The organism is Mycobacterium sp. 23, assembly GCF_048287075.1.
GTDB lineage: Bacteria > Actinomycetota > Actinomycetes > Mycobacteriales > Mycobacteriaceae > Mycobacterium > Mycobacterium gordonae_B.
In genome coordinates this window covers 5,520,706-5,543,049 of the sequence record NZ_JBLVUX010000005.1, presented here as the reverse complement: position 1 = coordinate 5,543,049, position 22,344 = coordinate 5,520,706, and the positions used below count along the sequence as shown (strand labels likewise).

At 68.1% G+C, this 22,344-nt stretch carries 21 protein-coding genes and 4 pseudogenes; 15 read left to right on the top strand and 10 right to left on the bottom strand.

The window, feature by feature from the left end; all coding sequences use genetic code 11:
• Positions 1-44: 44 nt before the first annotated feature.
• Together ACNQS7_RS26875 and ACNQS7_RS26870 are read left to right on the top strand one after the other, a co-directional pair.
• Positions 45-266 (top strand): annotated as a pseudogene (locus ACNQS7_RS26875) (PE family protein); the annotation flags it as partial.
• 1,332 nt (positions 267-1,598) lie between these two features.
• A pseudogene (locus tag ACNQS7_RS26870) lies at positions 1,599-1,808 on the top strand (PGRS repeat-containing protein); the annotation flags it as partial.
• A gap of 1,003 nt (positions 1,809-2,811) precedes the next feature.
• Here ACNQS7_RS26870 and ACNQS7_RS26865 read toward each other — a convergent pair.
• Positions 2,812-3,321 (bottom strand): DoxX family protein, encoded by a 510-nt coding sequence (locus tag ACNQS7_RS26865; RefSeq protein ID WP_418014930.1) that lies wholly within the window; start codon positions 3,319-3,321, stop codon positions 2,812-2,814.
• Between the two features lie 100 nt (positions 3,322-3,421).
• On the opposite strand from ACNQS7_RS26865, the gene ACNQS7_RS26860 reads away from it, so the two are divergent.
• Both ACNQS7_RS26860 and ACNQS7_RS26855 read left to right on the top strand, forming a co-directional pair.
• Positions 3,422-5,044, top strand: coding sequence for a pyruvate, phosphate dikinase (locus tag ACNQS7_RS26860; protein ID WP_418014929.1), 1,623 nt, complete (start codon positions 3,422-3,424; stop codon positions 5,042-5,044).
• Complete coding sequence (locus ACNQS7_RS26855) at positions 5,041-5,646, top strand: MarR family transcriptional regulator (protein WP_418014928.1); 606 nt, start codon at positions 5,041-5,043, stop codon at positions 5,644-5,646. The genes ACNQS7_RS26860 and ACNQS7_RS26855 overlap by 4 nt, the downstream gene beginning before the upstream one ends.
• Position 5,647: 1 nt before the next feature.
• Here ACNQS7_RS26855 and ACNQS7_RS26850 read toward each other — a convergent pair.
• Together ACNQS7_RS26850 and ACNQS7_RS26845 are read right to left on the bottom strand one after the other, a co-directional pair.
• Positions 5,648-6,870: pseudogene (locus ACNQS7_RS26850) on the bottom strand (WS/DGAT domain-containing protein).
• Positions 6,871-6,888: 18 nt separating this feature from the next.
• Positions 6,889-7,809 (bottom strand): alpha/beta fold hydrolase, encoded by a 921-nt coding sequence (locus ACNQS7_RS26845; RefSeq protein ID WP_418014927.1) that lies wholly within the window; start codon positions 7,807-7,809, stop codon positions 6,889-6,891.
• Positions 7,810-7,989: 180 nt separating this feature from the next.
• Between ACNQS7_RS26845 and ACNQS7_RS26840 the strand changes: the two genes are divergently transcribed.
• Complete coding sequence (locus tag ACNQS7_RS26840) at positions 7,990-9,090, top strand: PPE family protein (RefSeq protein WP_418014926.1); 1,101 nt, start codon at positions 7,990-7,992, stop codon at positions 9,088-9,090.
• The gene (locus ACNQS7_RS26835) at positions 9,090-9,689 is read left to right on the top strand and encodes a TetR/AcrR family transcriptional regulator (RefSeq protein WP_418014925.1); all 600 of its coding nucleotides are present in this window, start codon (positions 9,090-9,092) and stop codon (positions 9,687-9,689) included. The genes ACNQS7_RS26840 and ACNQS7_RS26835 overlap by 1 nt, the downstream gene beginning before the upstream one ends.
• A 2-nt stretch (positions 9,690-9,691) precedes the next feature.
• On the opposite strand, the gene ACNQS7_RS26830 is transcribed toward ACNQS7_RS26835, so the two are convergent.
• A complete protein-coding gene (locus ACNQS7_RS26830; RefSeq protein WP_418014924.1) occupies positions 9,692-10,165 on the bottom strand; it encodes a VOC family protein in 474 nt (157 codons plus the stop codon).
• Between the two features lie 100 nt (positions 10,166-10,265).
• Here ACNQS7_RS26830 and ACNQS7_RS26825 point away from each other — a divergent pair, with 100 nt between their 5' ends.
• The 6 genes from ACNQS7_RS26825 (at position 10,266) to ACNQS7_RS26800 (ending at position 15,719) form a co-directional block, all read left to right on the top strand.
• Positions 10,266-11,129, top strand: coding sequence for an SDR family NAD(P)-dependent oxidoreductase (locus ACNQS7_RS26825; RefSeq protein WP_418014923.1), 864 nt, complete (start codon positions 10,266-10,268; stop codon positions 11,127-11,129).
• 9 nt (positions 11,130-11,138) lie between these two features.
• Complete coding sequence (locus ACNQS7_RS26820) at positions 11,139-11,708, top strand: nuclear transport factor 2 family protein (RefSeq protein WP_418014922.1); 570 nt, start codon at positions 11,139-11,141, stop codon at positions 11,706-11,708.
• Entirely contained in the window at positions 11,705-12,772 is a 1,068-nt protein-coding gene (locus tag ACNQS7_RS26815) for a dihydrodipicolinate reductase (RefSeq protein WP_418014921.1), read from the top strand. The genes ACNQS7_RS26820 and ACNQS7_RS26815 overlap by 4 nt, the downstream gene beginning before the upstream one ends.
• Positions 12,769-13,395: a TetR/AcrR family transcriptional regulator gene (locus tag ACNQS7_RS26810; RefSeq protein ID WP_418014920.1), complete on the top strand. Its 627-nt coding sequence runs from the start codon at positions 12,769-12,771 to the stop codon at positions 13,393-13,395. Before ACNQS7_RS26815 ends, ACNQS7_RS26810 begins: the two co-directional genes overlap by 4 nt.
• Positions 13,392-14,243 (top strand): alpha/beta fold hydrolase, encoded by an 852-nt coding sequence (locus tag ACNQS7_RS26805; protein WP_418014919.1) that lies wholly within the window; start codon positions 13,392-13,394, stop codon positions 14,241-14,243. The genes ACNQS7_RS26810 and ACNQS7_RS26805 overlap by 4 nt, the downstream gene beginning before the upstream one ends.
• A 324-nt stretch (positions 14,244-14,567) precedes the next feature.
• The gene (locus tag ACNQS7_RS26800) at positions 14,568-15,719 is read left to right on the top strand and encodes an IS30 family transposase (RefSeq protein WP_418014653.1); all 1,152 of its coding nucleotides are present in this window, start codon (positions 14,568-14,570) and stop codon (positions 15,717-15,719) included.
• Positions 15,720-15,772: 53 nt separating this feature from the next.
• Here the strand turns inward: ACNQS7_RS26800 and gnd are convergent, their stop codons facing one another.
• Positions 15,773-16,795: a phosphogluconate dehydrogenase (NAD(+)-dependent, decarboxylating) gene (gene gnd, locus ACNQS7_RS26795; RefSeq protein WP_418016166.1), complete on the bottom strand. Its 1,023-nt coding sequence runs from the start codon at positions 16,793-16,795 to the stop codon at positions 15,773-15,775.
• A gap of 105 nt (positions 16,796-16,900) precedes the next feature.
• Here gnd and ACNQS7_RS26790 point away from each other — a divergent pair, with 105 nt between their 5' ends.
• Positions 16,901-17,737: an adenylate/guanylate cyclase domain-containing protein gene (locus ACNQS7_RS26790; RefSeq protein WP_418014918.1), complete on the top strand. Its 837-nt coding sequence runs from the start codon at positions 16,901-16,903 to the stop codon at positions 17,735-17,737.
• Here ACNQS7_RS26790 and ACNQS7_RS26785 read toward each other — a convergent pair.
• Positions 17,686-17,895, bottom strand: a complete 210-nt coding sequence (locus ACNQS7_RS26785; RefSeq protein ID WP_055576280.1) for a hypothetical protein — start codon at positions 17,893-17,895, stop codon at positions 17,686-17,688. The genes ACNQS7_RS26790 and ACNQS7_RS26785 overlap by 52 nt on opposite strands.
• Before the next feature lie 45 nt (positions 17,896-17,940).
• Between ACNQS7_RS26785 and ACNQS7_RS26780 the strand changes: the two genes are divergently transcribed.
• Positions 17,941-18,621, top strand: coding sequence for a guanylate cyclase (locus ACNQS7_RS26780; protein WP_418016165.1), 681 nt, complete (start codon positions 17,941-17,943; stop codon positions 18,619-18,621).
• 403 nt (positions 18,622-19,024) lie between these two features.
• Here the strand turns inward: ACNQS7_RS26780 and ACNQS7_RS26775 are convergent.
• The 4 genes and pseudogenes from ACNQS7_RS26775 to ACNQS7_RS26760 form a co-directional block, all read right to left on the bottom strand.
• Positions 19,025-19,566 (bottom strand): annotated as a pseudogene (locus ACNQS7_RS26775) (hypothetical protein); the annotation flags it as partial.
• Positions 19,567-19,957: 391 nt separating this feature from the next.
• Positions 19,958-20,311, bottom strand: coding sequence for a VOC family protein (locus ACNQS7_RS26770; RefSeq protein WP_418014917.1), 354 nt, complete (start codon positions 20,309-20,311; stop codon positions 19,958-19,960).
• Positions 20,312-20,354: 43 nt separating this feature from the next.
• Positions 20,355-21,314 carry a helix-turn-helix domain-containing protein gene (locus ACNQS7_RS26765; RefSeq protein ID WP_418014916.1) on the bottom strand — a complete coding sequence of 320 codons (960 nt, stop codon included), beginning with the start codon at positions 21,312-21,314 and terminating at the stop codon, positions 20,355-20,357.
• A gap of 115 nt (positions 21,315-21,429) precedes the next feature.
• Positions 21,430-21,792, bottom strand: coding sequence for a hypothetical protein (locus ACNQS7_RS26760; protein ID WP_418014915.1), 363 nt, complete (start codon positions 21,790-21,792; stop codon positions 21,430-21,432).
• Between the two features lie 129 nt (positions 21,793-21,921).
• Here ACNQS7_RS26760 and ACNQS7_RS26755 point away from each other — a divergent pair, with 129 nt between their 5' ends.
• Positions 21,922-22,314, top strand: a complete 393-nt coding sequence (locus ACNQS7_RS26755) for a DUF732 domain-containing protein (RefSeq protein ID WP_418014914.1) — start codon at positions 21,922-21,924, stop codon at positions 22,312-22,314.
• Positions 22,315-22,344 lie beyond the last annotated feature (30 nt).

The following is a 22,344-nucleotide window of genomic DNA, read 5'->3' as shown; positions in this document are numbered from 1 at the left end:
ATCCCGCACTGTCGAGTCAATCCTCGACGTTCAGGAGTGCAGCAATGTCGTTTGTATCGGTAGCCCCCGAAATGGTGGCGGCAGCGGCCGCGGATGTGCAGAACATCGGAACCACGTTGAGTACCGCCAGCGCGGCGGCAGCGGCCCCGACGATCGGCATAGTGGCGGCCGGGGCCGACGAGGTGTCGGCGGCCATCGCAACCCTGTTCTCCGGCCACGCGCAGGTCTATCAGGCGCTCAACGCCGAGGCGGAGCTGTTCCACGAGCGATTCGTCCAACTGCTGAACGCCGGCGGCGCCATGTATGCGAGCACGGAGGCTGCCAACCTCAACCCGCTGCAGAGCCTCCTCGATGGCATCAACGCCCCGGTCCAGGCCGCCACTGGTCGTCCGCTGATCGGAAACGGCACCAGCGGCACCGCGGGGACGGGCCAGAACGGTACGGCCGGTGGCTGGTTGATCGGTAACGGCGGCGCCGGCGGGTCCGGTACCAACGGCGGCGCCGCCGGCGGAGCGGGAGGTGCCGGCGGGGCCGGCGGGCTGATCGGCAACGGCGGCGCGGGCGGCGCCGGCGGGACTTCGCTGGCCGGTCGGGGTGGGGCCGGGGGCCACGGTGGGGCCGCGGGACTGTTCGGCTCCGGCGGGGTCGGCGGCGCCGGCGGGAACTCGGAGGCAGCGGCCGGGGCCGGTGGCGCGGGCGGCAACGCCGGCATGTTGTTCGGCGCGGCCGGGACCGGGGGCGCCGGCGGAAACGCCGACAGCATCACCCAGGCCGGCGGGGCCGGCGGCGCAGGTGGGGCCGGCGGCCTGTTCTCCAACGGAGGTGCCGGCGGTAACGGCGGCACCACCATCGGAGGGACCGCCGGAGCCGGCGGGGCCGGCGGGGCGGGCGGGACGTTCGGGGGTGGCGGCGCCGGCGGCGCGGGCGGAGTCAGCGGCGGCGGGACCGGCGGGCTCGGCGGGGCCGGCGGGACCGGCGGGGTGTTCGGTGCGGGCGGTCACGGCGGCAGCGGCGGGCAGGGTTCGATCAGCGGTGGGGGCGGCGGGGCCGGGGGCAACGCCGGCATGCTCAGCCTCGGATCCGGCGGCGCCGGCGGCAGCGGGGGTGAAAGCATCACTCCCGCAACGGGAAACGGTGGCGCGGGCGGTGCCGGTGGCAACGCCGGACTGCTCTTCGGCGAAGGCGGGGCCGGCGGCAACGGGGGGTTCGGGCCGACCAACGGCGGCAGGGGCGGGGTCGGCGGTAGTGCGGGCCTGCTCGCCGGCTCGGGCGGCACCGGCGGGACGGGCGGCGACGGTGGCACCGCTGCGGGCGGGGCCGGCGGCGCCGGCGGCCGGTCCGGTCTGATCGGCAACGGGGGTAACGGTGGCAGCGGCGGCGCCGGTCAGGCTGCGGCCGGCAGCACCGGCGGCGCGGGGGGTGCCGGCGGCAACGGCATGCTGATCGGCGACGGCGGCAACGGCGGCAACGGCGGCCTCGGCGCGACGAAGGGCGGGGCGGGCGCCGGCGGCATCAGCGGCCAGTTGCTGGGCCTGGACGGCTTCAACGCGCCGGCCGGCACCAACCCGCTGCACACCCTGCAGCAGCAGGCGATCACTGCCGTCAACGCACCCGTCCAGGCGCTGACCGGGCGCCCGCTGATCGGGAATGGCGCCAACGGCGCCGCCGGGACCGGCGCTGCCGGTGGTGACGGCGGGCTGTTGTTCGGCAACGGCGGGACCGGCGGCTCCGGTGCCGTCGGCGCGGCCGGCGGGCACGGCGGGGCCGGTGGCGCACTGTTCGGCACCGGCGGAGCCGGCGGTGCCGGCGGTGCGACGGCAACCGGCACCGGGGGTGCGGGCGGCGCGGGCGGCAATGGCGGTCTGCTCGGTTCCGGCGGCAACGGCGGAGCCGGCGGCAAGGCGCCGGGCACTGGCACCGGGGGAACCGGTGGAGCAGGGGGCAATGCCGGGCTGATAGCCGGTGCCGCCGGGGACGGGGGCGACGGCGGTGTCGCCTTCACTCCGGGGGCGAATCCGACCGGCAAGGGCGGGGCCGGCGGCGCCGGCGGCGCCGGTGCGCTGCTCGCCGGCGGCGGCACCGGCGGGAACGGCGGATTCGGGCTCACCGGCGGAACCGGCGGGGCGGGCGGCACCGGAGGCATGTTCACCAACGGCGGGGACGGTGGCGGCGGTGGCGCTAGCAGCATCAACGGCACCAGCGGGGCCGGTGGCGCGGGCGGCGACGGCGGGTTGTTCGGCGGCGGCGGAAGCGGCGGGTCCGGCGGCTTCGGCCAGACCACCGCCGGCGCCGGTGGCCGCGGCGGCAACGCCGGCATGCTGAGCCTCGGCGCCACGGGCGGGATCGGCGGCGCGGGCGGGAGCAACAACGGCGTCGGCACCGCCGGGGCGGGCGGCGCCGGCGGCAATGGCGGCATGTTCTTCGGCGACGGCGGGGCCGGCGGCGCCGGCGGTGGCGGCGGGTTCGTAGCCGGGACCGGCGGCAGTGGCGGCAATGGCGGCATGCTCATCGCCTCCGGCGGTGCGGGCGGCGCCGGCGGAGCCGGGCGGCTGGGCGACTCCGGTGCCGCTGGTGGGGCCGGTGGCAGCGCCGGGGTGATCGGCAACGGCGGCGACGGCGGCGCCGGCGGGGGCAGTCTCGGCGGCAAGGGCGGTGCCGGCGGCAACGGCGGCAACGCAGTCTCGATCGGCGACGGCGGCAACGGCGGCAACGGCGGGCCAGGTACGCCGCCCGGCACGCCAGGCACCGGCGGCAAAGGCGGGTTGCTGCTCGGTCAGGACGGCAATATCCAGTCGGCCTGACCCCGCCGAATTACGCGGACTGTTTGGCCGGCGGCCGGTAGAAGATCAGCAACTGCCCGACGGCCCCGGCCAGGCCCAGTCCCACGGAGATGGCCAGACCCTGCCACCCGTCGAACCAGTTCTTGCCGAAGATCAGGTGATCCAGGCTGAGCTTCCCGGCGCCCAGGGTGGCGACGACCACGGCGGTCACCGCAAGCACCAGGTTGTATTCCCAACCCTCCTTGACGATGAAGAAGCCGTTGGACCGGTGCACGGTCCAGGCCGCCACCAGCATGAGCGAGACGAACCCGGCCGCCGGGATCGGAGTCAGCAACCCGGCCGCCAGCCCGAGCCCGGCCGCCGTCTCGGTGCTGGCGGCCACGGTCGCGTGGAACTTGCCCGGCTTCATCCCGATGCTTTCGAACCATCGCGCGGTACCGGGTATCCGCCCGCCGCCGAAGAATTTGTTCAAGCCGTGCGCGGCCAGGGTAAGACCCAGCACCAGGCGCAGGATCAGCAACGCGACGTCATAGGGAGTCATACCGTCAAAGCTAACGGGTAAGCAACAGCGGCGAGCAGCCGAGCCTGGTGATCGGTGTGGGACCATTGCGGGCGTTCCGGCAACGACGAGGAGGTGCATCTTGGCTGGTGTCGCACACGGCCGGCACTCCTCCGCGAGCACGCTGAAAGACGCGGTGGTGGTGCTGGACGGCCGGTCGCGTCACCCGCGGGAAATCCTCGGCAACAAGGGCCACGGCATCGACACCATGCGCCGGCACAATCTGCCGGTGCCTCCCGCCTTCTGCATCACCACCGAGGTGGGCCTGCGGTATCTGACCGAACCCGGACCCACCATCGACGCGATCTGGGCGGACGTCCTGGACCGGATGAGCTGGCTGGAAGAGCAGACCGCGCGCACCTTCGGACGAGGACCGCGCCCGCTGCTGGTCAGCGTGCGGTCGGGAGCCACACAATCGATGCCGGGCATGATGGACACGATCCTGGACCTGGGCATCAACGACGACGTCGAACGGGCCCTGGCGGACCAGGGCTCCATCGAGTTCGCCCGCGACACCCGCCGCCGGTTCACCACCATGTACCGGCGCATCGTTGCCGCCGGTTCAGACCCGTCCGATGACCCGTACACGCAGCTGCGGACGGGCATCGAGGCGGTGTTCGCATCCTGGAACTCCCCGCGCGCGCTGGCCTACCGCGATCACTACAACCTCGACGAACGGCAAGGCACCGCGGTGGTGGTGCAGGCGATGGTGTTCGGCAACCAGGCGGCCAAGTCGGGCGCCGGCGTGCTGTCGTCGCGCAACCCGATCACCGGAGCCAACGAACCCTTCGGCGAATGGCTGCCCGGCGGACAGGGTGACGACGTGGTGTCCGGCCTGGTCGACGTCGAACCGATCACCGCGCTGCGCGACGAGCAGCCCGCGGTGTTCGATGAGCTGATGGACGCCGCGCGCAGCCTCGAGCGGCTCAATTCCGACGTTCAGGAGATCGAGTTCACCGTCGAAGACGGCAAACTGTGGCTGCTGCAGACCCGCGGCGCCGAGCGTTCGGCGCAGGCGGCGGCGCGACTGGCGCTGCAACTGCGCCATGAAGGGCTGATCGACGACGTCGAGACGCTGCGGCGGGTCACACCCACCGACGTCGAGGCGGTGCTGCAGCCATCGTTGCAACCCGAAACCCGTTTCAGCGCACACCTTCTGGCCAAGGGCCTGCCGGCCTGCCCGGGTGTGGTGACGGGCACCGCCTACACCGACGTCGACGAGGCTCTCGATGCCGCCGACCGGGGTGAGCCGGTCATCCTGGTCCGCGACCACACCCGGCCCGAGGACGTGCTCGGCATGCTGGCCGCGCAGGGCATCGTCACCGAGGTGGGTGGCCCCGCCAGCCACGCGGCCGTCGTCAGCCGCGAGCTCGGGCGGGTCGCCGTGGTGGGCTGCGGCCAGGGCGTGGCCGCCGCACTGGCTGGCCGACAGATCACCGTCGACGGCTACGAAGGCGAAGTGCGGCAAGGGATTCTGAGTCTGGCGGCATGGTCGGAAGACGACACGCCGGAATTGCGCGAGCTGGCCGAGATCGCGCTGCGGGTGAGCCCGCTGCGGGCGCACGCGAGCGGCGACCATCCGCGACTGGACACGTCCTCCGACGAGGCGTTGCGAGCTGCCCTGGCGGCCGGACACACCGACGTCGTGTCCGCGACGCCACTGATCACCATGCTCAACGCTATACGCTTGCAGTCCGGCTCATGATGGATCTGCAAGTGCTGCAAGCTGTCCGGCTGAAGGGCCGGGTCAGCACCGCCGACCTCGCCCGGACATTGGATGCCGACGCCACCGACACCGAGGAGGCGGTGCGCCGGCTCGCCGCGGCGGGCCTGCTCATCGAGGGACCCACCGTGCGGATCAGCCCCGACGGACGCGCCCGCCTCGCCGAGTTGCTGACCGCCGAACGAGACGGCGTGGACGCCGCGACGATAGACGCCGCTTACCGCGAATTCCGATCAGTCAACGCTGATTTCAAGGCGCTGGTCACCGACTGGCAACTCCGCGACGGCCAGCCCAATGATCACGGGGACGCCGGGTACGACGCCGCGGTGCTGGCCCGCCTCGACGACGTGCACCAGCGGGTCACGCCGATCATCGCGGCGGTCACCACGCAGCTGCCGCGCCTGCGTGGCTACCCGGCGAAACTGGCCGCGGCGCTGGACAAAGTGAAGACCGGCGACATTGCCTGGCTGACAAGGCCACTCATCGACTCGTACCACACCGTGTGGTTCGAGCTACATGAGGAGCTGATCCTGGCCGCCGGCCTGACCCGCGAACAGGCGGCCAGATCCGGTGACGCGCAGTGACTTACAGGGCAGCATCCAGTAGCCGCAGATAGTCCTGCACGTCCGGGACCGCCGACTCCGCCGCGTGCACACTGATTGCGATCGTGTCGCCGATGCCGTGCACGCCGTGGGTGAGGCCCATTACCGGCGAGAGGCCTGGATAGCCGGCCGTCAGCACCACCGGAACGCCACCGAAGCTGAGATCGGCGGCGCCGCGGTGCACGCTGGACACCACCGTGTTTCCCGACACCTGCTCTGGCCGCACGTCCGCATCGAATTGACTTACCCCCCAACGCAACAGCACGGCGGGTACGGTCGCGAAGGCTTCGTCGGAGGCGCGGGTTGCTGGATGCCCGAAGCGGCGACGGCCGTTGGCCAGGTCTGCGGCGATGCGTTGCACCCTGGCGTCGTGGCCGAGTTCCGGGTACAGGCCCACCAAGATATTGCCGAAGTGGTTGAAGCCCAAAGGCGCACCGGGCTTGGCCATGGGCACCTCGGCCGCCAGTGACGCCGCGGACGGGCCCAGCAGATCCGACAACGCGGTGGATATCGCCGACAGCGCCGCGACCGTGACCGTCGGACCCTTCAGTTGCCCGCGGCGGCGCGTCAGTGTGCGCATCACCCGCGGACCCGCCGGTTCGGAGTTGGTGGGCAGCAACGGCCGCGACCCCAGCACCGGAGCCAACGATCCACCCTCGGTGTCACGGACGAACCGGCGGTGGGCGCGCGCGGCAACCATGCCCCGCCAGGGCAGGAATCCCGCCCGCGGCCGCACGGCCGGCACTGGTTCCTGCCGGCCGAACAGCCACGCCGCCATGGCCGACGCACGGGCGCCGTCGGCCAGCGCGTGCGCGACCTGCAGCACCGCCACGGTACCTGCCCCCGGACCCCCGGGATGCCGTGCACCGACGCGAAAACGTGTATTTGCCAGGGCTTCTCGCGAATATCCAGCTGCTCGGCCGCCAGCTTGACGACGGCGTCCAGGCAACCCGCCCAGCTCCCGTCGGACAGCTCGTGCCGGGCGACCCGGCGCGGTTCGATCGGTGCCTGCACCCAGCGCGGATAGCGCACCCGGCTGTCCTCCCGGACAACCAACCGCAACTCGGGACATCCCCGGGCCCGGCGCAACACCTGCGCCACCGCCCCCTCAGGATCGGAGGGTTCGCCGCCGAACGCGTACAGCAGGAACTCGTCGTTGGGGATCTTGGCCGACATCCAGTAGAACTGCGCGTCGACGGCGGCCATCCGCTGCCCGGGCGTCAACTAACCGGGATCTCGGGTGCCGGGTGAGCCGATGAACGCCAGCACCAGTTCGGCGACCTTGTCGGGCTGTTCGAGCTGCAGGAAGTGACCGGCGTGGGAGACGATGGACACGTCGCTGCCGGGCGGCAGGATGGGTTCCACCCAGTGCGCGAAAGCCGGTGTCATGCAGCCGTCGTCACGACCGTGCAGGTACAGGGTCGGCAGCTTCGGCGGCTCGGTCCAGTACCGGTGCAGCTCCGCGTACTGCGCCGGCGGACGGGTGTTGCGGATGGTGGCGCGGTAATACCCCAGCGCCGCGCGCCAGCTTTCCGGCGTCCCGATCGCGGCGTCGACGTGGCGCAGGTCCTCCTCGGCGTGGTAGCCCGGCGACCATCGCCGCCACAACAGCGGCAGCACCCATGATGCGGACCGTTCGGGCAGGAACGGCAGCTGGAAGTAGCTGATGTACCAGCTGCGCAGCAACTGACGTGAGAGCTCGGCGGCCAGCCGCCCGCGGTCGGGTAGCCGGCCCAGCGGACGAAACGCGCCAGACGGCGGCACCGACATGATCACCGCCTTGGCGAACGGGCTGTCCGGCATCGCGGCCAGCCCGGTGGCGGCGATCGCACCCCAGTCGTGACCGATCACCACGTCCCGCTCGGAACCACCAGCTGCCGTCCGGACCCGGAGTGCGTCGTGCATCAGGGCGCCGACGTGGTAGCTGCCGTCCACCGGAATCGAGGACGGTGCGTATCCGCGCATGAACGGCGCCACCACCCGCCAGCCGGCCTCGGCCAGTCGCGGCGCGAACTTGCGCCAACCGTAGGCCGTGTCAGGAAAGCCGTGCAGACACAACGCAATCGGGCCGTCGGCGGGGCCCCAGGTGAGTGCCTTGAGGTCACCGTTGGAGCCCTTCACGTCGATCCACCGTGGTTCAGACAACTCGACTCCTGTTCGCCGTGTACAGCCCGCACCGTCCAACGTAACCGGCCATCAGGGGGACAAGAAGCCCGTCGATCGGGGGACACGAATTTCCTCCCGGTTGTAGCCGCTCGGTCGACAGACGGCAGCACGTCCCCACGGGAGCCTTGATGCAAGGGCGCAGAGGGAGGAGCAGCAACGATGTCGTTCGCCGCCTTACCACCGGAGATCAACTCCGCACGCATGTACACCGGGCCGGGTCCCGGCTCGATGATCGCCGCCGCGGCGGCCTGGGAGCAGTTGGCTGCCGATCTGGAATCCATTGCGGGTTCGTTCGAAGCCGTGATCACCGAATTGATCGGCGGCCCGTGGCTGGGTGCCGGCGCGACGGCCATGGCCGCGGGCGCCCTGCCTTACCTCGGGTGGCTCACCGCCACAGCCAACCAGGCCGAGCAGGCCTCCGGCCAGGCCAGGGCAGCTGTCGCAGCCTATGAAGCCGCCTATGCGATGACCGTCCCACCGGCGCTGATCGCCGCCAACCGCGCCCAACTGGCGGCGCTGACCGCCACCAACTTCATCGGCCAGAACACCCCGGCCATCGCTGCCACCGAAGCCCAGTACGGCGAGATGTGGGCGCAGGACTCGACGGCGATGTACACCTACGCCGCCGCCTCGACCGCCGCCAGCACCCTGACCCCCTTCACCGGACCGCCGACGCAGGCGGCCGCCCAAACCGGTATCGCCTCGGTGGCTTCCGAGATCGCGAGCGCACTGTCCCAGCTGACCGGCGCGATACCCGGTGCGCTCGCCGGCCTCGGCTGGAGCGGGCTCCCCGATTGGGTGAGCGACCTGCAGACCGTGATGAGCATCTTCGGCACCCCCTTCTTCGCCACCACCGCACTGGCGGGCCTGGGAATGTCGATGATGTCGAACCTCAAAGGCCTGCTCCCCGCGGCGGCCGCCGTCGGCAGTCAGATCGCGTCGTCCCTGGCTCCGGTAGTCACCGGCACGGTGAGCCCGGCATCGCTCGCCGGCACGGTGTCGGCCGGCCTGGGCAAGGCGGCCGGCGTCGGGGCACTGTCCGTGCCGCGCGCCTGGGCGTCAGCGGCACCGGCTCTCACCCGGGCCACCGCACTGCCAGCAGGCACAACCGGCGTCACGGTCCGGCCCCTGGGCGGTGTCCGTCCGGAAGGCCTGCTGGGCGGGCTGCCACTGACCCAGATGTCCGCGCGGGCCATGACGACGTCGGAAACCCGACTCGAACTACCCACCCTGCGAATCCTCCCGGAGGCGGTCGGCTGATGACAGACATGACTTCAACGGCACGGGCCCGGCGCTGGGCCAAGACCGATGCGACCCAGCGCCGCATCCTGGACGCGGCGACCCAGGTGTTCGCCACCAAGGGCTTCACCGCGGCGACGATCGCCGAAGTGGTCGCCGGTTCGGGCGCCAGCATCGGCAGCATCTACCACCACTTCGGCGGCAAGAGCGAGCTGTTTCTGGCGATCTTCGAGCAGATGGCCGACGCCGTCGAAAGACGCATCCAGGCGGCCGTGGGCGGACTCGGCACCTCCGCGCCCGACCGGCGGCACGTCTTCCAACTCCACGTGCGGGCGTACCTGGCAGGGATGTGGGAGAACCGCTACGCGGCCCGGGTGCTGTCGTCGGGGGACACGCCTCCCGGCTTCGAGGTCACCCGCCGCAAGCGCCTGGCTTCGGTCCTGCACAACTGGATGGAGGTGCTGGAACTGGACACCTCCCCCCGCAACCAGTTGATGGTCCGCGTCCTGATCGCGACGGTCGCCGAGTCGACGCTGATGGTCATCGGCTGCGACGATCCGGACGAGGTGCCGCCGATCATCGAGGCGACGGTCGAATGGATCGACCAGATCACCGGGTGAACTCACACCGCGGCGGCGGCCTCCAGGTCGGCGACGATGATCTTGCGCATCCCGAGCATGGCCTTGGTCGCGGCGGTGGCCCGGGCGGGGTCGGGATCGGCCACCAACTCATACAGCCGGTCGGGCACGATCTGCCAGCTCAGCCCGAATCGGTCCTTCAGCCAACCGCATTGCGATTCCTCGCCGCCATCGCGGGTCAGCTGGTCCCAGTAATAGTCGACCTCGTCCTGGTCTTTGCAGTGCACCGTGAAGGAAACGGCCTCGCTGAAGGTGAACGCGGGACCGCCGTTGATGCCGATGAAGGTGGTGCCGTCCAGCACGAAAGAGCCGCTGAGCACCGTCCCGGGCTCGCCCGGTCCCGCCTCGGTGGTCCGGTTCAATTGCTCGATCTTCGAATTCGGGAACACCGAGGTGTAGAACTCGGCCGCCTCTTCCAGGTTGTTGTCGAACCACAGTGAGGGCGTGATCGCCGGCATGTGCGTCTCCTAGCTGTCGGGGTCTTTGACCGGTAGACCGCACTGGCGCCGCAAACTCATCGGACTTGCCCAGAAAGATTACGGATGTAATTATCTGCTGGTGGGGTTGCTGGACGGCAAAGTCGCCGTCGTCACCGGAACCAGTCGCGGCGTCGGCGTGGGTATCGCACATGAGTTGCTGCGCGCGGGTGCCACCGTCATCGGGTGCTCCCGGTCCCCGCTGGACGGGCTGCCCGGAGCCGACACAGAGCCGGCGTGGTCCCGCCGCTGTGCCCAATTGGTTTGTGACCAAGGCAATTACGCCGCGATCGACAGCTTCGTACAGCAGGTTGTCGCCGACTACGGCCGCATCGACATCCTGGTCAACAACGCGGGCGGCACGGTACCCGCACCGCACGTCGAAGACATTCCCGAACTGGTGCAACGACTTCAGGGCGCGCCGCGCAGCGCCGACGACTTCGAGCGCACGGCGCTGTTCCACGCCTTCGCGGTGCAGATGAACCTGATCAGCCCACTGTGGTTCGCCATCCGCGTCTACCGGCAGATGAAGACCCAGGACGGCACCGGTTGCATCGTCAACATCTCCAGCGGCGCCGGCCACCCCGCGGGGGCGCCCACGTTGGTGTCTTACGGGGCGGCCAAGTCCGGGCTCAACCACCTGACCCGATCGCTGGCCCAGGAATGGGGACCCAAAGTCCGGGTCAACTGTGTGGCGCTGGGCCCCACCATCACCGAGAACTTCCGCGCCTTCGTGCTGCCAAAGGACGACCCGACCGGCGCCGAATACTTCCGCAAGGTCCCGATGAAGCGGGGCGGCGAGCCCGCCGAAGTGGGCCGCACCGTCGTGTTCTTAGCCTCGGGCACAGTCGATTTCATCAACGGCACCACCATCGAGATCGACGGGGGCATGTTGCCGGGCGTGCTGTACGACGCGGGACTGAAGACCATCACCGACCTGATGTGAGGAGCGCCCATGGCGTATGACCGTGCCGAGTTCGACGCGTTCTGGGATGACTGGCTCGACGCGAACCGCCGCGCCCAGGAGGCCGGCGACTGGAGCGCGATGGCGGAATTCTATGAGCCCCACGCCAGCTACGGATGGTCCTATGCACCGACCGACCATTTCATGGCCAACGGCCGCGACGAGATCCGCGATCTGGCGCTGGGCACCGAGATGCTGGGCTTCCAGGGTTGGATATACCCTTACCAGACAGTGCTTTTCGACGACCGGTCCGGACAGGCGTTCGGATTGTGGCGCCAGCTGTCCACGTTCAGTTCTCCCCGCGGGGGGCCGTACGAGATTCAGGGGCTGGGCGGCAGCTGGTTTCAGTACAGCGGCCACCGCAGCTGGTCGTGGCAACGCGACATCTTCGATGTGCAGATGGCCACTGCCGCAATGTTCGACATCCTGCGCGACGGCAACAACTCTCCGCAGCTGGACGCCCGGATGGACGCGATCCGCGCCGGCAGGCAACCGGGTCACTACCGCTCCTGGGCCGAGATGAGCGCACCGCTGTGGCCGGTGCCCCCGGTGCTCTCATGACGCGCGTCATCCAGTACTCGACCGGAAACGTCGGCCGGCACGCGCTGCGCATGCTCATCGAGCGCCCTGAGTTCGAACTGGTGGGTGTGCACGCATCCAGGCCCGACAAGGTCGGACGCGACGCCGCGCAACTGTGCGGGCTCGAGAGGCCGACGGGCATCACGGCCACCGACGATGCCGAGGCTCTGCTGGCGCTGAACGCCGACTGCGTCGTCTACACCTCGCAGGCCGAGACCCGGCCCAAAGAGGCCATCGCGGAGATCAGCCGGTTTCTGCGGGCCGGCATCAATGTCGTCGGCTCGTCATTCGTGTGGATGGTGGCTCCTGAGCAGGCCGGTGACTGGCTGCGCGAACCCCTGCGGCAGGCCTGCGCGGACGGCGACGCGACGCTCTACATCAACGGAGTCGACCCCGGCTACTCCGGTGACACCCTGGCCTACACGGCGTTGAGCCTGACCGAGCGCGCGACCACCATCACGGTGCAGGAGATCTGCGACTACGCCAGTTACGACGACGCCGAATTCACCGGTGCCAGTTTCGGTTTCGGCACCAGCCCGGACCACACGCCGGTGATGTTTCTGCCCGGTGTGCTGACGTCGATGTGGGGCGTGCAGGTGCGCAGCCTGGCGCGGGACCTGGGAGTCGAACTCGACGAGGTGCGTGAGCGCTGCGAGAAGTGGGTGACGCCCGAACCGATCGACTGCACGATGATGCACGTCGAACCGGGGCAGGTCGCCGCCGTACGGTTCGGCGTCGAGGGCCTGCGCGACGGCGAGGTCGTCATCACCATGGAGCACGTCAACCGGCTCGGCCCGGGCACCGCACCGGACTGGGCCTATCCGCCCGACGGCCGCGCCGGCGTGCACCGGGTGGTGGTGACCGGCAGTCCAGGTGTGGAGATCAACACCCATCTCGGTGGCGAGATCGACCATAACGAGGGCGGCGTGATCGCCACCGCGGCGCGCGTCGTCAACCTGATCGACGCCGTATGTCGGGCTCCGAGCGGCATTTTGGCCGCTCACGATCTTCGGCCACTCGATCACCTCCACGGCGTGATGCGTTGACCGCCCCGCGCAGACCCCCCGGCGGCGGACAGGCCCGCGCCGAACGCAGCCGCCAGGCCGTCATCGACGAAGCCGTCCGGTACATCCTCAAAGAGGGCTTCGCCCCACCGAGCGTGCGGCAGATCACCGAACGCGCCGGATTGACCTGGGGCGTCGTGCAATACCACTTCGGTGATCTCAACGGCATCCTGATGGCGGTGCTCGACAAGGGTTTCGCCGATCTACTGGAGACCCTCGATCAGCTGCCAGCGCAGGCAGCGCAGATCCCCTCGCAGGACCGGCCGGCCTTCGTGGTCGACGCGGTGTGGCGCGCCTTCTCCAGCCCGACCTCGATGGCAGCGCTGGAGATACTGATCGCCACCCGCAGTGCCCGAACCGCGAAGGCCAACGCCCACCTGGCCGCGATGACCGCCCGGATGACCGAGATCGGTGAGCATCTGGGCGCCGGTGTCGCGCCGGCCCAGGCCATACGGCTGGGCAATCTCATCTGGGCCACCATCCGCGGCCTGGTAGCGGTGCAGCTGACGTGGCCGAAGCCGTTGGACAGCACTCGGGACCGCGAGATGCTCGCCGAAGTCATCACCGCGTACCTGGTCTCAACCGAAGGAGATTCATGCCTATGACGAGCGACGCGGCGACCGTGGAGTTCGCCGGAAGAGACGGCATCACGCTGGTCGCCGATGAGTGGAACCGCGGCGGTTCGGGCGAGCGGCCCACCATCCTGATGCTGCACGGCGGAGGTCAGAATCGGTTCTCCTGGAAGAACACCGGGCAGATTCTGGCCGACGACGGGTACCACGTCATCGCGCTGGACACCCGCGGGCACGGGGACAGCGACCGAGCACCGGACGCCGACTACGACGTGGAGACGCTGACCGCCGACGTTATGCAGGTGCTCGACACGATCGGCCGCCCGGTGGTGATCATCGGCGCCAGCATGGGCGGGCTGACCGGCATCCTGGTCGCCGACCGGGCCGGGCCGCAGCAGGTGACCAAGCTGGTGCTTGTCGACGTGGTGCCCCGGTTCGAGAAGAACGGCAGCGCCCGTATCCGCGAGTTCATGATGACCAACATCGACGGCTTCGACTCACTGGAGCACGCCGCCGACGCGGTGGCCGCCTACCTGCCTTACCGCACCAAGCCGCGCAGCCCCGAGGGGCTCAAGAAGAACCTGCGGCTACGGGACGGACGCTGGTACTGGCACTGGGATCCGGCGTTCATGACCAAACCCGGGGACGACCCGGAACTGCGCACCGAAGCCTTCGAGGAAGCCGCGGCCAACCTCTCGATCCCGGTGTTGCTGATCCGCGGCAAGCTGTCCGACGTCGTCAGTCTCGAAGGCGTCGAACACTTTCTGACCCAGGTGCCGCGCGCGGAGTTCGTCGAACTCTCCAACGCGGGGCACACCGCCGCGGGTGACGACAACGACGCCTTCAGTGACGCGGTGGTGGCGTTCGTCGAGCGGCCCTAGCCCGCCCCCTTCACCGCCGAGTGTGAACCTCACGACGCGACTCGCCGCTCAGACTCAAGTGGTCGCTGCAACACCTGATCGGTTTAGGGGTGTTGTCTGGTGTCGTTGGCAGGTTTGAGTAGCAAACAGGCGGAGTTGGATGCGGCGCGGGCCGTGTTCTTGGAGGGTGTCAGGTCGGGTTTGTCGCGAACGGCGGCGGCAACGGTGGCTGGGGTGTCGCACACTACGGGCAACAAATGGGCTCGGGCCGCGGGGTATCCGCCGGTGGCCCGACATCATGGGATTCGGTACGCGGCTGCTGTCCGGGAAGCGTTTTGGGCAGCGATGTATTCGGGCGATTCCCCCGAGCAGGCCGCGGTGCACGCCGGCGTGTCGCTCACCCGGGCCCGTATCTGGGTCAAACAGGCTGGTTATGTGCCCAGAACCCGACCCTGCGCCGAAGCTGAGATCGATGCGGCGCGTCGACCGCGCGCGCCGTTGACGTTCATCGAACGGTGCCGACTTGAGGAGTTGCTCGAATCTGGCTGCGCCCCGCGGGACGCGGCGCAGCGGCTGGGCCGCCATCGTGACACCATCGAGCGCGAGGTGGTCAAGGGGATGACCGGTTCGGGGTATCGGGCCAGGGTCGGCCAGGACGTGGCTGAGGCCAACCGCAAGCGCCCCAAACTGCGTCACCTTGAGTCCAGGCCTGCACTGTTGGCCGAGGTGGTGGCACGGTTGGAGAAGAACCATAGCCCCGAGCAGATCGCGGGCCGGCTACGCGAAGATTACCCCGACGATCCGGAGATGTGGGTGTCACACGAGACGATCTATCAGGCGATGTATGTCCAGCCGCGCGGGGAGCTGGCCCGGCTGGTCAAGACCGCGTTGCGTACCGGCAGGACTCGGCGAAAGCCACAGGGCCGCAGCGAAACTGGCGTAGGCAAGCTCAAGGGGATGATCAACATTAGCGAGCGTCCCGCCGAAGCCGATGACCGCGCGATCCCTGGACATTGGGAAGGGGATTTGATCCTGGGCAGCACCGCCTCGGGCTCAGCGATCGGCACCCTGGTCGAGCGCACCACGGGATTCGTGGTGCTGCTCAGGCTGCCCGGTGACCACACGGCGGCCACCCTGGCCGAGGCGATGACCGCCAAGATTCCCGAAATCCCGGAGGTCCTGCGTCGCTCGCTGACCTGGGACCAAGGCAGCGAGATGGCCCTGCACACCCAGATCACCGAGGCCACCGGCCTGCCGATCTACTTCTGCGACCCACACACCCCTTGGCAACGCGGCACCAACGAAAACACCAACGGCCTGCTACGCCAGTACTTCCCCAAAGGCACCGACCTGTCGTTCTACGGCCCCGGCTGGCTCGACGAGGTCGCCGCGGAACTCAACGCACGACCCCGCAAACGCTTCGGCTGGCGCACACCCGCCGAAGAACTCGACCGACTACTCTCAGACCCGTCCACATTCGTTGCAGCCACCGCCTGAATCCAAGCCGTTGCGGCGTCGTAGATTTCACGCTCGGTGGGGAGAACGCGCCGTTAGTTGGCCGGCTTCTCCGCGTGACCGCCGAACTGCTTTCGCATGGCCGACAGCGCCTTGTTGGCGAAGTCGTCGAGGTCCCGCGACGCGAAGCGCGACTGCAGGGCAGTGGTGAGCACCGGCGAAGGCACGCCCTCGTCGATCGCGGCGATGGCCGTCCACCGGCCTTCGCCCGAATCGGACACGCGGCCGGAGAACTCGGACAGGTCAGCCGAATCGTGCAGTGCGATCGCGGTGAGGTCGAGCAGCCACGAGCCGATCACACTGCCGCGACGCCACACCTCGGCGATATCGGGGATGTCGAAATCGTATTGGTAGCACTCGGGATTGGACAACGGCGCGGTCTCGGCGTCACCCTGCTGGATGCGGGTCCCGATGTCGGCATTGCGCAGGATGTTCAGGCCCTCGGCAAGCGACGCCATCATCCCGTACTCGATGCCGTTGTGCACCATCTTGACGAAGTGCCCCGCGCCGGCCTCGCCGCAGTACAGATAGCCTTTCTCCGCTTGGGCGACCTCACCTTCGCGACCCGGAGTCCGCGGGGCCGCGTCCACCCCGGGTGCGACGGTGGCGAAGATCGGCTCGGCGTGCTCGAACGCGTCCGGATCGCCGCCGATCATCAGGCAGTAGCCGCGTTCCCGGCCCCACACGCCGCCGCTGGTACCGCAGTCGAGTAACCGAATACCGTTCTTCGCCAACGACTTCGCGTGCTTCATGTCATCGCGGTAGTAGGAGTTCCCGCCGTCGATGACGATGTCGCCGGACTCGAGTGTGTCGGCCAGCTCGTCGATCACCCCGGTGGTGATGGTTCCCGCGGGCACCATCACCCAGACCACCCGCGGCGCGGTGAGCTTGTCGCGCAACTCCGCGAGCGAGGACACCCCGGTGATGCCGCCCTCCCCCGCCATGGCCTCGACAGCCTCAGCGCTGTGGTCGTACACCACACATTCGTGTCCACCGGTGACCACGCGGCGCACGATGTTCGCGCCCATCCGGCCGAGACCGATCATGCCCAGTTGCATCGGCTGCTTCTCCTTCAAGTCCATCAGGTGGTTCCGGTTGCTTGAGGTGGTGCTTCCCCGCGAGGGCCGAACTCAACCCTAAACACCGCAAGGCGGCCTGTCAGGATGGTGGGCATGGGTGATGCGCTGCATGTGGTGATCTACGTGCTGGCCGGCATCGCGGTAATCGAGGCCGGGGGGCTGATCGCGCTGTGGCGCCTGCTGGAACGCAGCCGCCGCGAGGTCGAGGAGTTGCAGCAGCGGGCCGATGTCCGCAATCGGCTGTGGTCCGGTGGCCGCGAGGCCGTCAAGACGGTGTGGAATACCGCGAACCTGATGCGCAAAGAAGGTTTCGGTGCCGCGGTACGCAGTTCGATCGAAGACCTGGCCGACTGGGCCGAGGTGGAGCGACCCGACCTGGCCCGGGTCACGCCGGACGGCCGGGTGGTGATCCTGTTCTCCGACATCGAAGAGTCCACCGCGCTGAACGAGAAGATCGGCGACCGCGCATGGGTCAAGCTGATCGGCGCGCACGACAAGCTGATGCATCAACTCGTGCAGCGGCAATCCGGCCATGTGGTCAAGAGCCAGGGCGACGGATTCATGGTCGCCTTCGCGCGGGCGGAGCAGGCGGTGCGCTGCAGCATGGACCTGCAGCAGGCGCTGCACAAGGAGGCAAAACGCAAGCGGCATCCGGAAATTCGCGTGCGGATCGGCATCCACATGGGTCGTTCGGTGCGCCGCGGTGACGACCTGTTCGGCCGCAACGTCGCCATGGCCGCCCGCGTCGCCGGACAGGCCGTCGGCGGACAGATCCTGGTCAGCGAACCCGTCCGCGACGCGGTGCACGACTGCGACGACATCCGTTTCGACGACGGACGCGAAGTTGAGCTGAAAGGGTTCTCCGGCAGCTACCGGTTGTTCGCCGTCGAGGCCGAGCCCGAACCCGAACGCGACCGGTAGCCTTCGGTATCCGAGTCGGCCAGCCGCTGATGCAACCGGGCCCGGATCTCATCGGGCGTGTAAGCACGGCGCTTCCGTTGATCACGCACGACCAGCGCACCACCGGCGACGACGCCCGCCACTCCGGCCAGGCCGATCCACTTCCAAACGTTGCGCATCGGCACAGGCTATCGCCCTTTAGAGTGCTTGGCGTGAACTCCAGCATGCTCACCTTGGATCAGGCGCTCGACGAGACCCGGACCGGCGACCTGTGGCTGTTTCGGGGCGGTTCACGACCCGACCGCGCGATCCAGACGCTGACGAACGCTCCGGTGAACCACGTGGGAATGACGGTGGCCATCGACGACCTGCCACCATTGATCTGGCATGCCGAGTTGGGCGACAAGCTCGTCGACATGTGGACGGGCACCAATCACCGCGGGGTTCAGCTCAACGACGCCCGGGAGGTGTTCCTGCAGTGGACCGGGCGGTACCAACAGCGCTGCTGGCTCCGACAGTTGGCCCCGCACGCCAATCACAAGCAGGAGAACGAACTGCTGCGGGTGATCGCCCGGATGGACGGCACGGCGTTCCCTACCACCGCGAAGCTGACCGGCCGCTGGCTGCGCGGCCGGCTGCCCACCATCAACGACTGGTTCCGCGGAATTCCGTTGGTAGAGAGGAAGGTTCGAGAACACACCGAACGCCGTCGGACGGAACAGCGCAAGATGGGGCTATCCACGGCATATTGTGCGGAGACGGTCGCCATCACCTACGAGGAGATGGGGCTGTTGCTCACCGACAAGGACACCAACTGGTTCGACCCCGGCAAGTTCTGGAGTGGTGACACCCTGCCCTTGGCGCCGGGCTATGAGCTGGGCAAGGAGATCGCGGTAATCGGTTAGTGGCGGTCATTGACAGCGAGATTGCGATAGCGGTCGTGGTCTCCGGGCCAATCGCAGCCACAGCCGCAATCTCGAAACGCCCCCGCGCCGCCGTTACAGCGGTACGAACCGACGGCGTCGCGGCCCAGGCATCGACCGTGTGGCTCACCGTGAATCGAACGTCAACTCACCGCGCATACTTTCCGCCGAAAAGTGGTATTCCTAGCCTTGTAATCGATTGCTCGCAATTGCGATATTAATGACGCAAACCACACCCGTAGCGCATTGTGATCTGATCCACAATTACGCATCGCGGGCGTGGCTGCGATTGTCAGTTAGTTTGTGATCTGAGTCGCACTAATGGTCAGGAATCTGCCATTCCGGGGTCGGGCGCCGGGCCCGGCTCGGGTGCCTGTTCCGGTGCCGGCGGGAGCACCTCAGGTGCCGGCGGAAGCATTTCCGGACCCGGGTCGGGAGCGATGGCGTCTACCAGCTCAACGGGTGCGTCCGGAGCCGACAGACCTTCAGGAAGGTCGACATCCTCCACCGGCAGGAACATGTGATGGGTGAATTGTGCCTGGTAGGCGCCGCCGCCGCCGATACGGACGCCGCCACCCTCACCACTGGACACCGGGGTGCCATCGGGCAGGGTCACGGCGGTGTGACCGCCGTTCCAGCCGATCACCACCGCGTTGGGTGCGGTGCCGTGTTGAAAGCCGCGGGCCGCCAGAGCGGACTCCTCGTTGCCGGTGTTGAACCGGCTACCGAAAACCGGTCGATCGGCCGCAGCATTTGCGACCCACGACGCGAGCCCTGAACAGTCGGTCCCAGCAGGAGAATCGCCACCCGGAATGTACGGGGTGCCGGAGACCTGATTAACGAGCGCCAACAGCGTTGCTAGAGCAATCATGGCCAGAAACCTACCGACCATATGCATAGGAAATCAAAATTTGTGGTGCTAATCACGCGAATTCGAATATGTCTGTTGACCTGCGTATACCGCACCGATGTCACGCAATAATCTATAAATTGAAACAGAAGTGGTTACTGTGAATGCAGATATTATCTGGCAAATACCGCAGCGCCTCGCAGAGCGTCTTTGAAGTGCTACAATGCAACAGACGAGTTTGATGTAGCAATGTTCTTATTGCACATCCAGCACATAGAAAGGGCCGATAATCGCTGCTTCACCGGTTACATTCTGGTATCGGACGTGGCCCAGACCACAAATCGTGCGGGCGCCGCAGCTACCGACGGAGGGTGCGCCGATCGAGCAGGTCAGCGACGGCAACGGGCGCTGGTCGGAGATCCACTGCGATCGCTCCGAACGAATACCAGCGGAACTGTCACTGCCCCTTCAGTCGCGGTGATAGACGATGTTGAGGACGTTCCCGTCAGGGGCCCGCGCGAAGAACCGGCGCACCCCCCACGGCTCCGTCGTCAACGGATGGACTATCTCGTAGCCGCGTTGCCGAGCCTCCTCGTAGGCGCCCTCGACGTCATCAGTGTGAACCGATATGACTGAATCATCGCCGGCCGTCGCATCCCCGGTCACCAGTTGCACGTTCACCCCCGTGCCGGGGTCGGTGTAGCGGGCGACCCAACCCATGTTGAACTCCTCATCGCTGAGCCCGAGGTAGTCGGAGTAGAAGCTCTTCGTCGCCTCGATGTCCGCCACCCGCAGATTGGGCGTGATGCGCTTGGACCGCATACGTGCCCTCCTTCCGACAGCTCAATCACCAAAGTCGTTGCCGTCAGCGAAGAAGCGTGGCCTGCGGGCTCTCGCCGTATTCGCGGCGGTAGAACGCCGCGAAGCGCCCGAGATGAGCGAATCCCCACCGGGCAGCGACCGCGCTTACCGTGCAGACATCGCTGCTGGCTTCAAGCAGGTCCAAATGCGCGTGGTGAAGTCGGACTCGCCGCAGATACTCCGTCGGCGTGCAGTCACGGTGCCTGCGAAACATGTACTGCAACGCCCGAGGCGTGATGCAGGCAGCGCGCGCGATGTCGGCCAACGAGATGTCATGTTGGGCGTTGTCGTCGATGAACGTGATCGCGCGCCGCAGCAACACCGGCGTCGAGTCATGACGATCTTCGATCGTCGGCTCAAGCACCGCCGTATGAGGAAACGTTGCCAGCATGCTCGCGGCGAGAAAGCGCCGCACTTCGCCGACAACCAAGTAACTCTGGGCCACTTGCGAATTCGCGACGATGTCGTTACAGACATGGTCCACGGCATGGGTGAGGAACTGGTTGGCCTCAGCTGTCAGTGCGGCATTGGCCGTAAGTCGCACGGGTGCACCGTCATTGAGCCCGACGCTCGCGGCGATCTCGTCGAACGCGCTCCTTGCGACGGAAACCAGCACATATCGGCAGTGCGAGACCGTGCCGAACATTGGCAGTGCCTCCAGAGCGCCGGCGGCCGTCACCTCTCCGGGGCCGAAGAATTTCGACTCGAGGCCCGGCTGGTCCACGGACATGGCGCCCGCGTACACCCGCCCCAGCAGGATGGTGTCCAACGGCTCCATCTGGTAGCTCACGTCGAGGCCGAAGCTGACTTCGTCGACGGGCGTGGAACCCAGATGCGACCGCGCTATCCGCGCATGCACACTGTCCCCGTGAGCCAGGCGACCCAGCCTCACTTGCGAATAGCTGGCACTTACCGCCGCTTCGACTTCGCTGAGGTCGCTGGTGTCGAGTAATACCGTGCTCATCAGCGAAAACCCGTCGGATCGCACCGCCCACCGGCCAATTCCGTCATCAGCACCGACATTAGCCAGCACTCGACGGTCTGTTGCATTCGACCATAGTATCGAGGGCCGTCAATTGCTACAGGACGTCGTCCCCGCGCCACCGCACTTCACCCATCGCACGCCTGACTTCGGCGTCCTCCCGCCTTGCCGCGGCCCGCTCACGTTCCGCCCGCTCCTTGACGCGTTGCTGTCGCCGTTGCTCTCGCTCTGCGGTAGCGCCCTCCCGTTCGTCCGCACGCAACTCCCGCTCATCGGCGGTCTGCTCGCGCTCGTCCGCGATTCGGTCGCGCTCGTCGGCTACGCGTTCTCGCTCGTCGGCGACGCGCTCGCGTCTGGACAGATCCCTCTCGCGGCGTGCGAACTCCGCGTCGCGATGGCTTTTCTCAGTAGCGCGCCGACCAGGCTCGCCCGAAGCCTCGGCGCGGTCCCCGTAGACCACCGCCCAACTCTAGCGCCGCCTACAGCCAAGAAGCAGGCACCGAGCAGCGCCCTCCGTTAAAATGCCGAATAACCGCGTCACGCCCGCCGGGGATCGCCGGACGCCGAATTCGTCGAGGGAGGGCACGCCATGGTCGTGGCCAGAGCCGTAGCGCTGCTAGTCCTTTCCGTGGGGTTGGCTGCGCCGGCCTACGCGGACGCGACCGACGACGCGTTCATCACCAACCTCAGCACCTCCGGCATGAATTTCGGAGCTCCCGACAAAGCGATCCAGGTCGCGAAAACCGTTGTCTGCGGATCGCTCAAGGACAACCCCAGCACCAGCAATGCCGAACTGACCACCAAGGTCACCAACGCGACGAACTGGCCGGCGCTCAACGCCGCCTACTTCACCGGTGCCGCGATCCAGGCCTACTGCCCGCAGTACGGTTCCCTCACCCCGCCCAGCGTCCCGAGCAAAGTTCCGACCGCTCCGAGCACGCCCGCGCCGACTCCGTCCACCTCTGCCGTTCAGAGCGCCTGAGCGCACTCAATCTCGTTGCCCTGCATACTG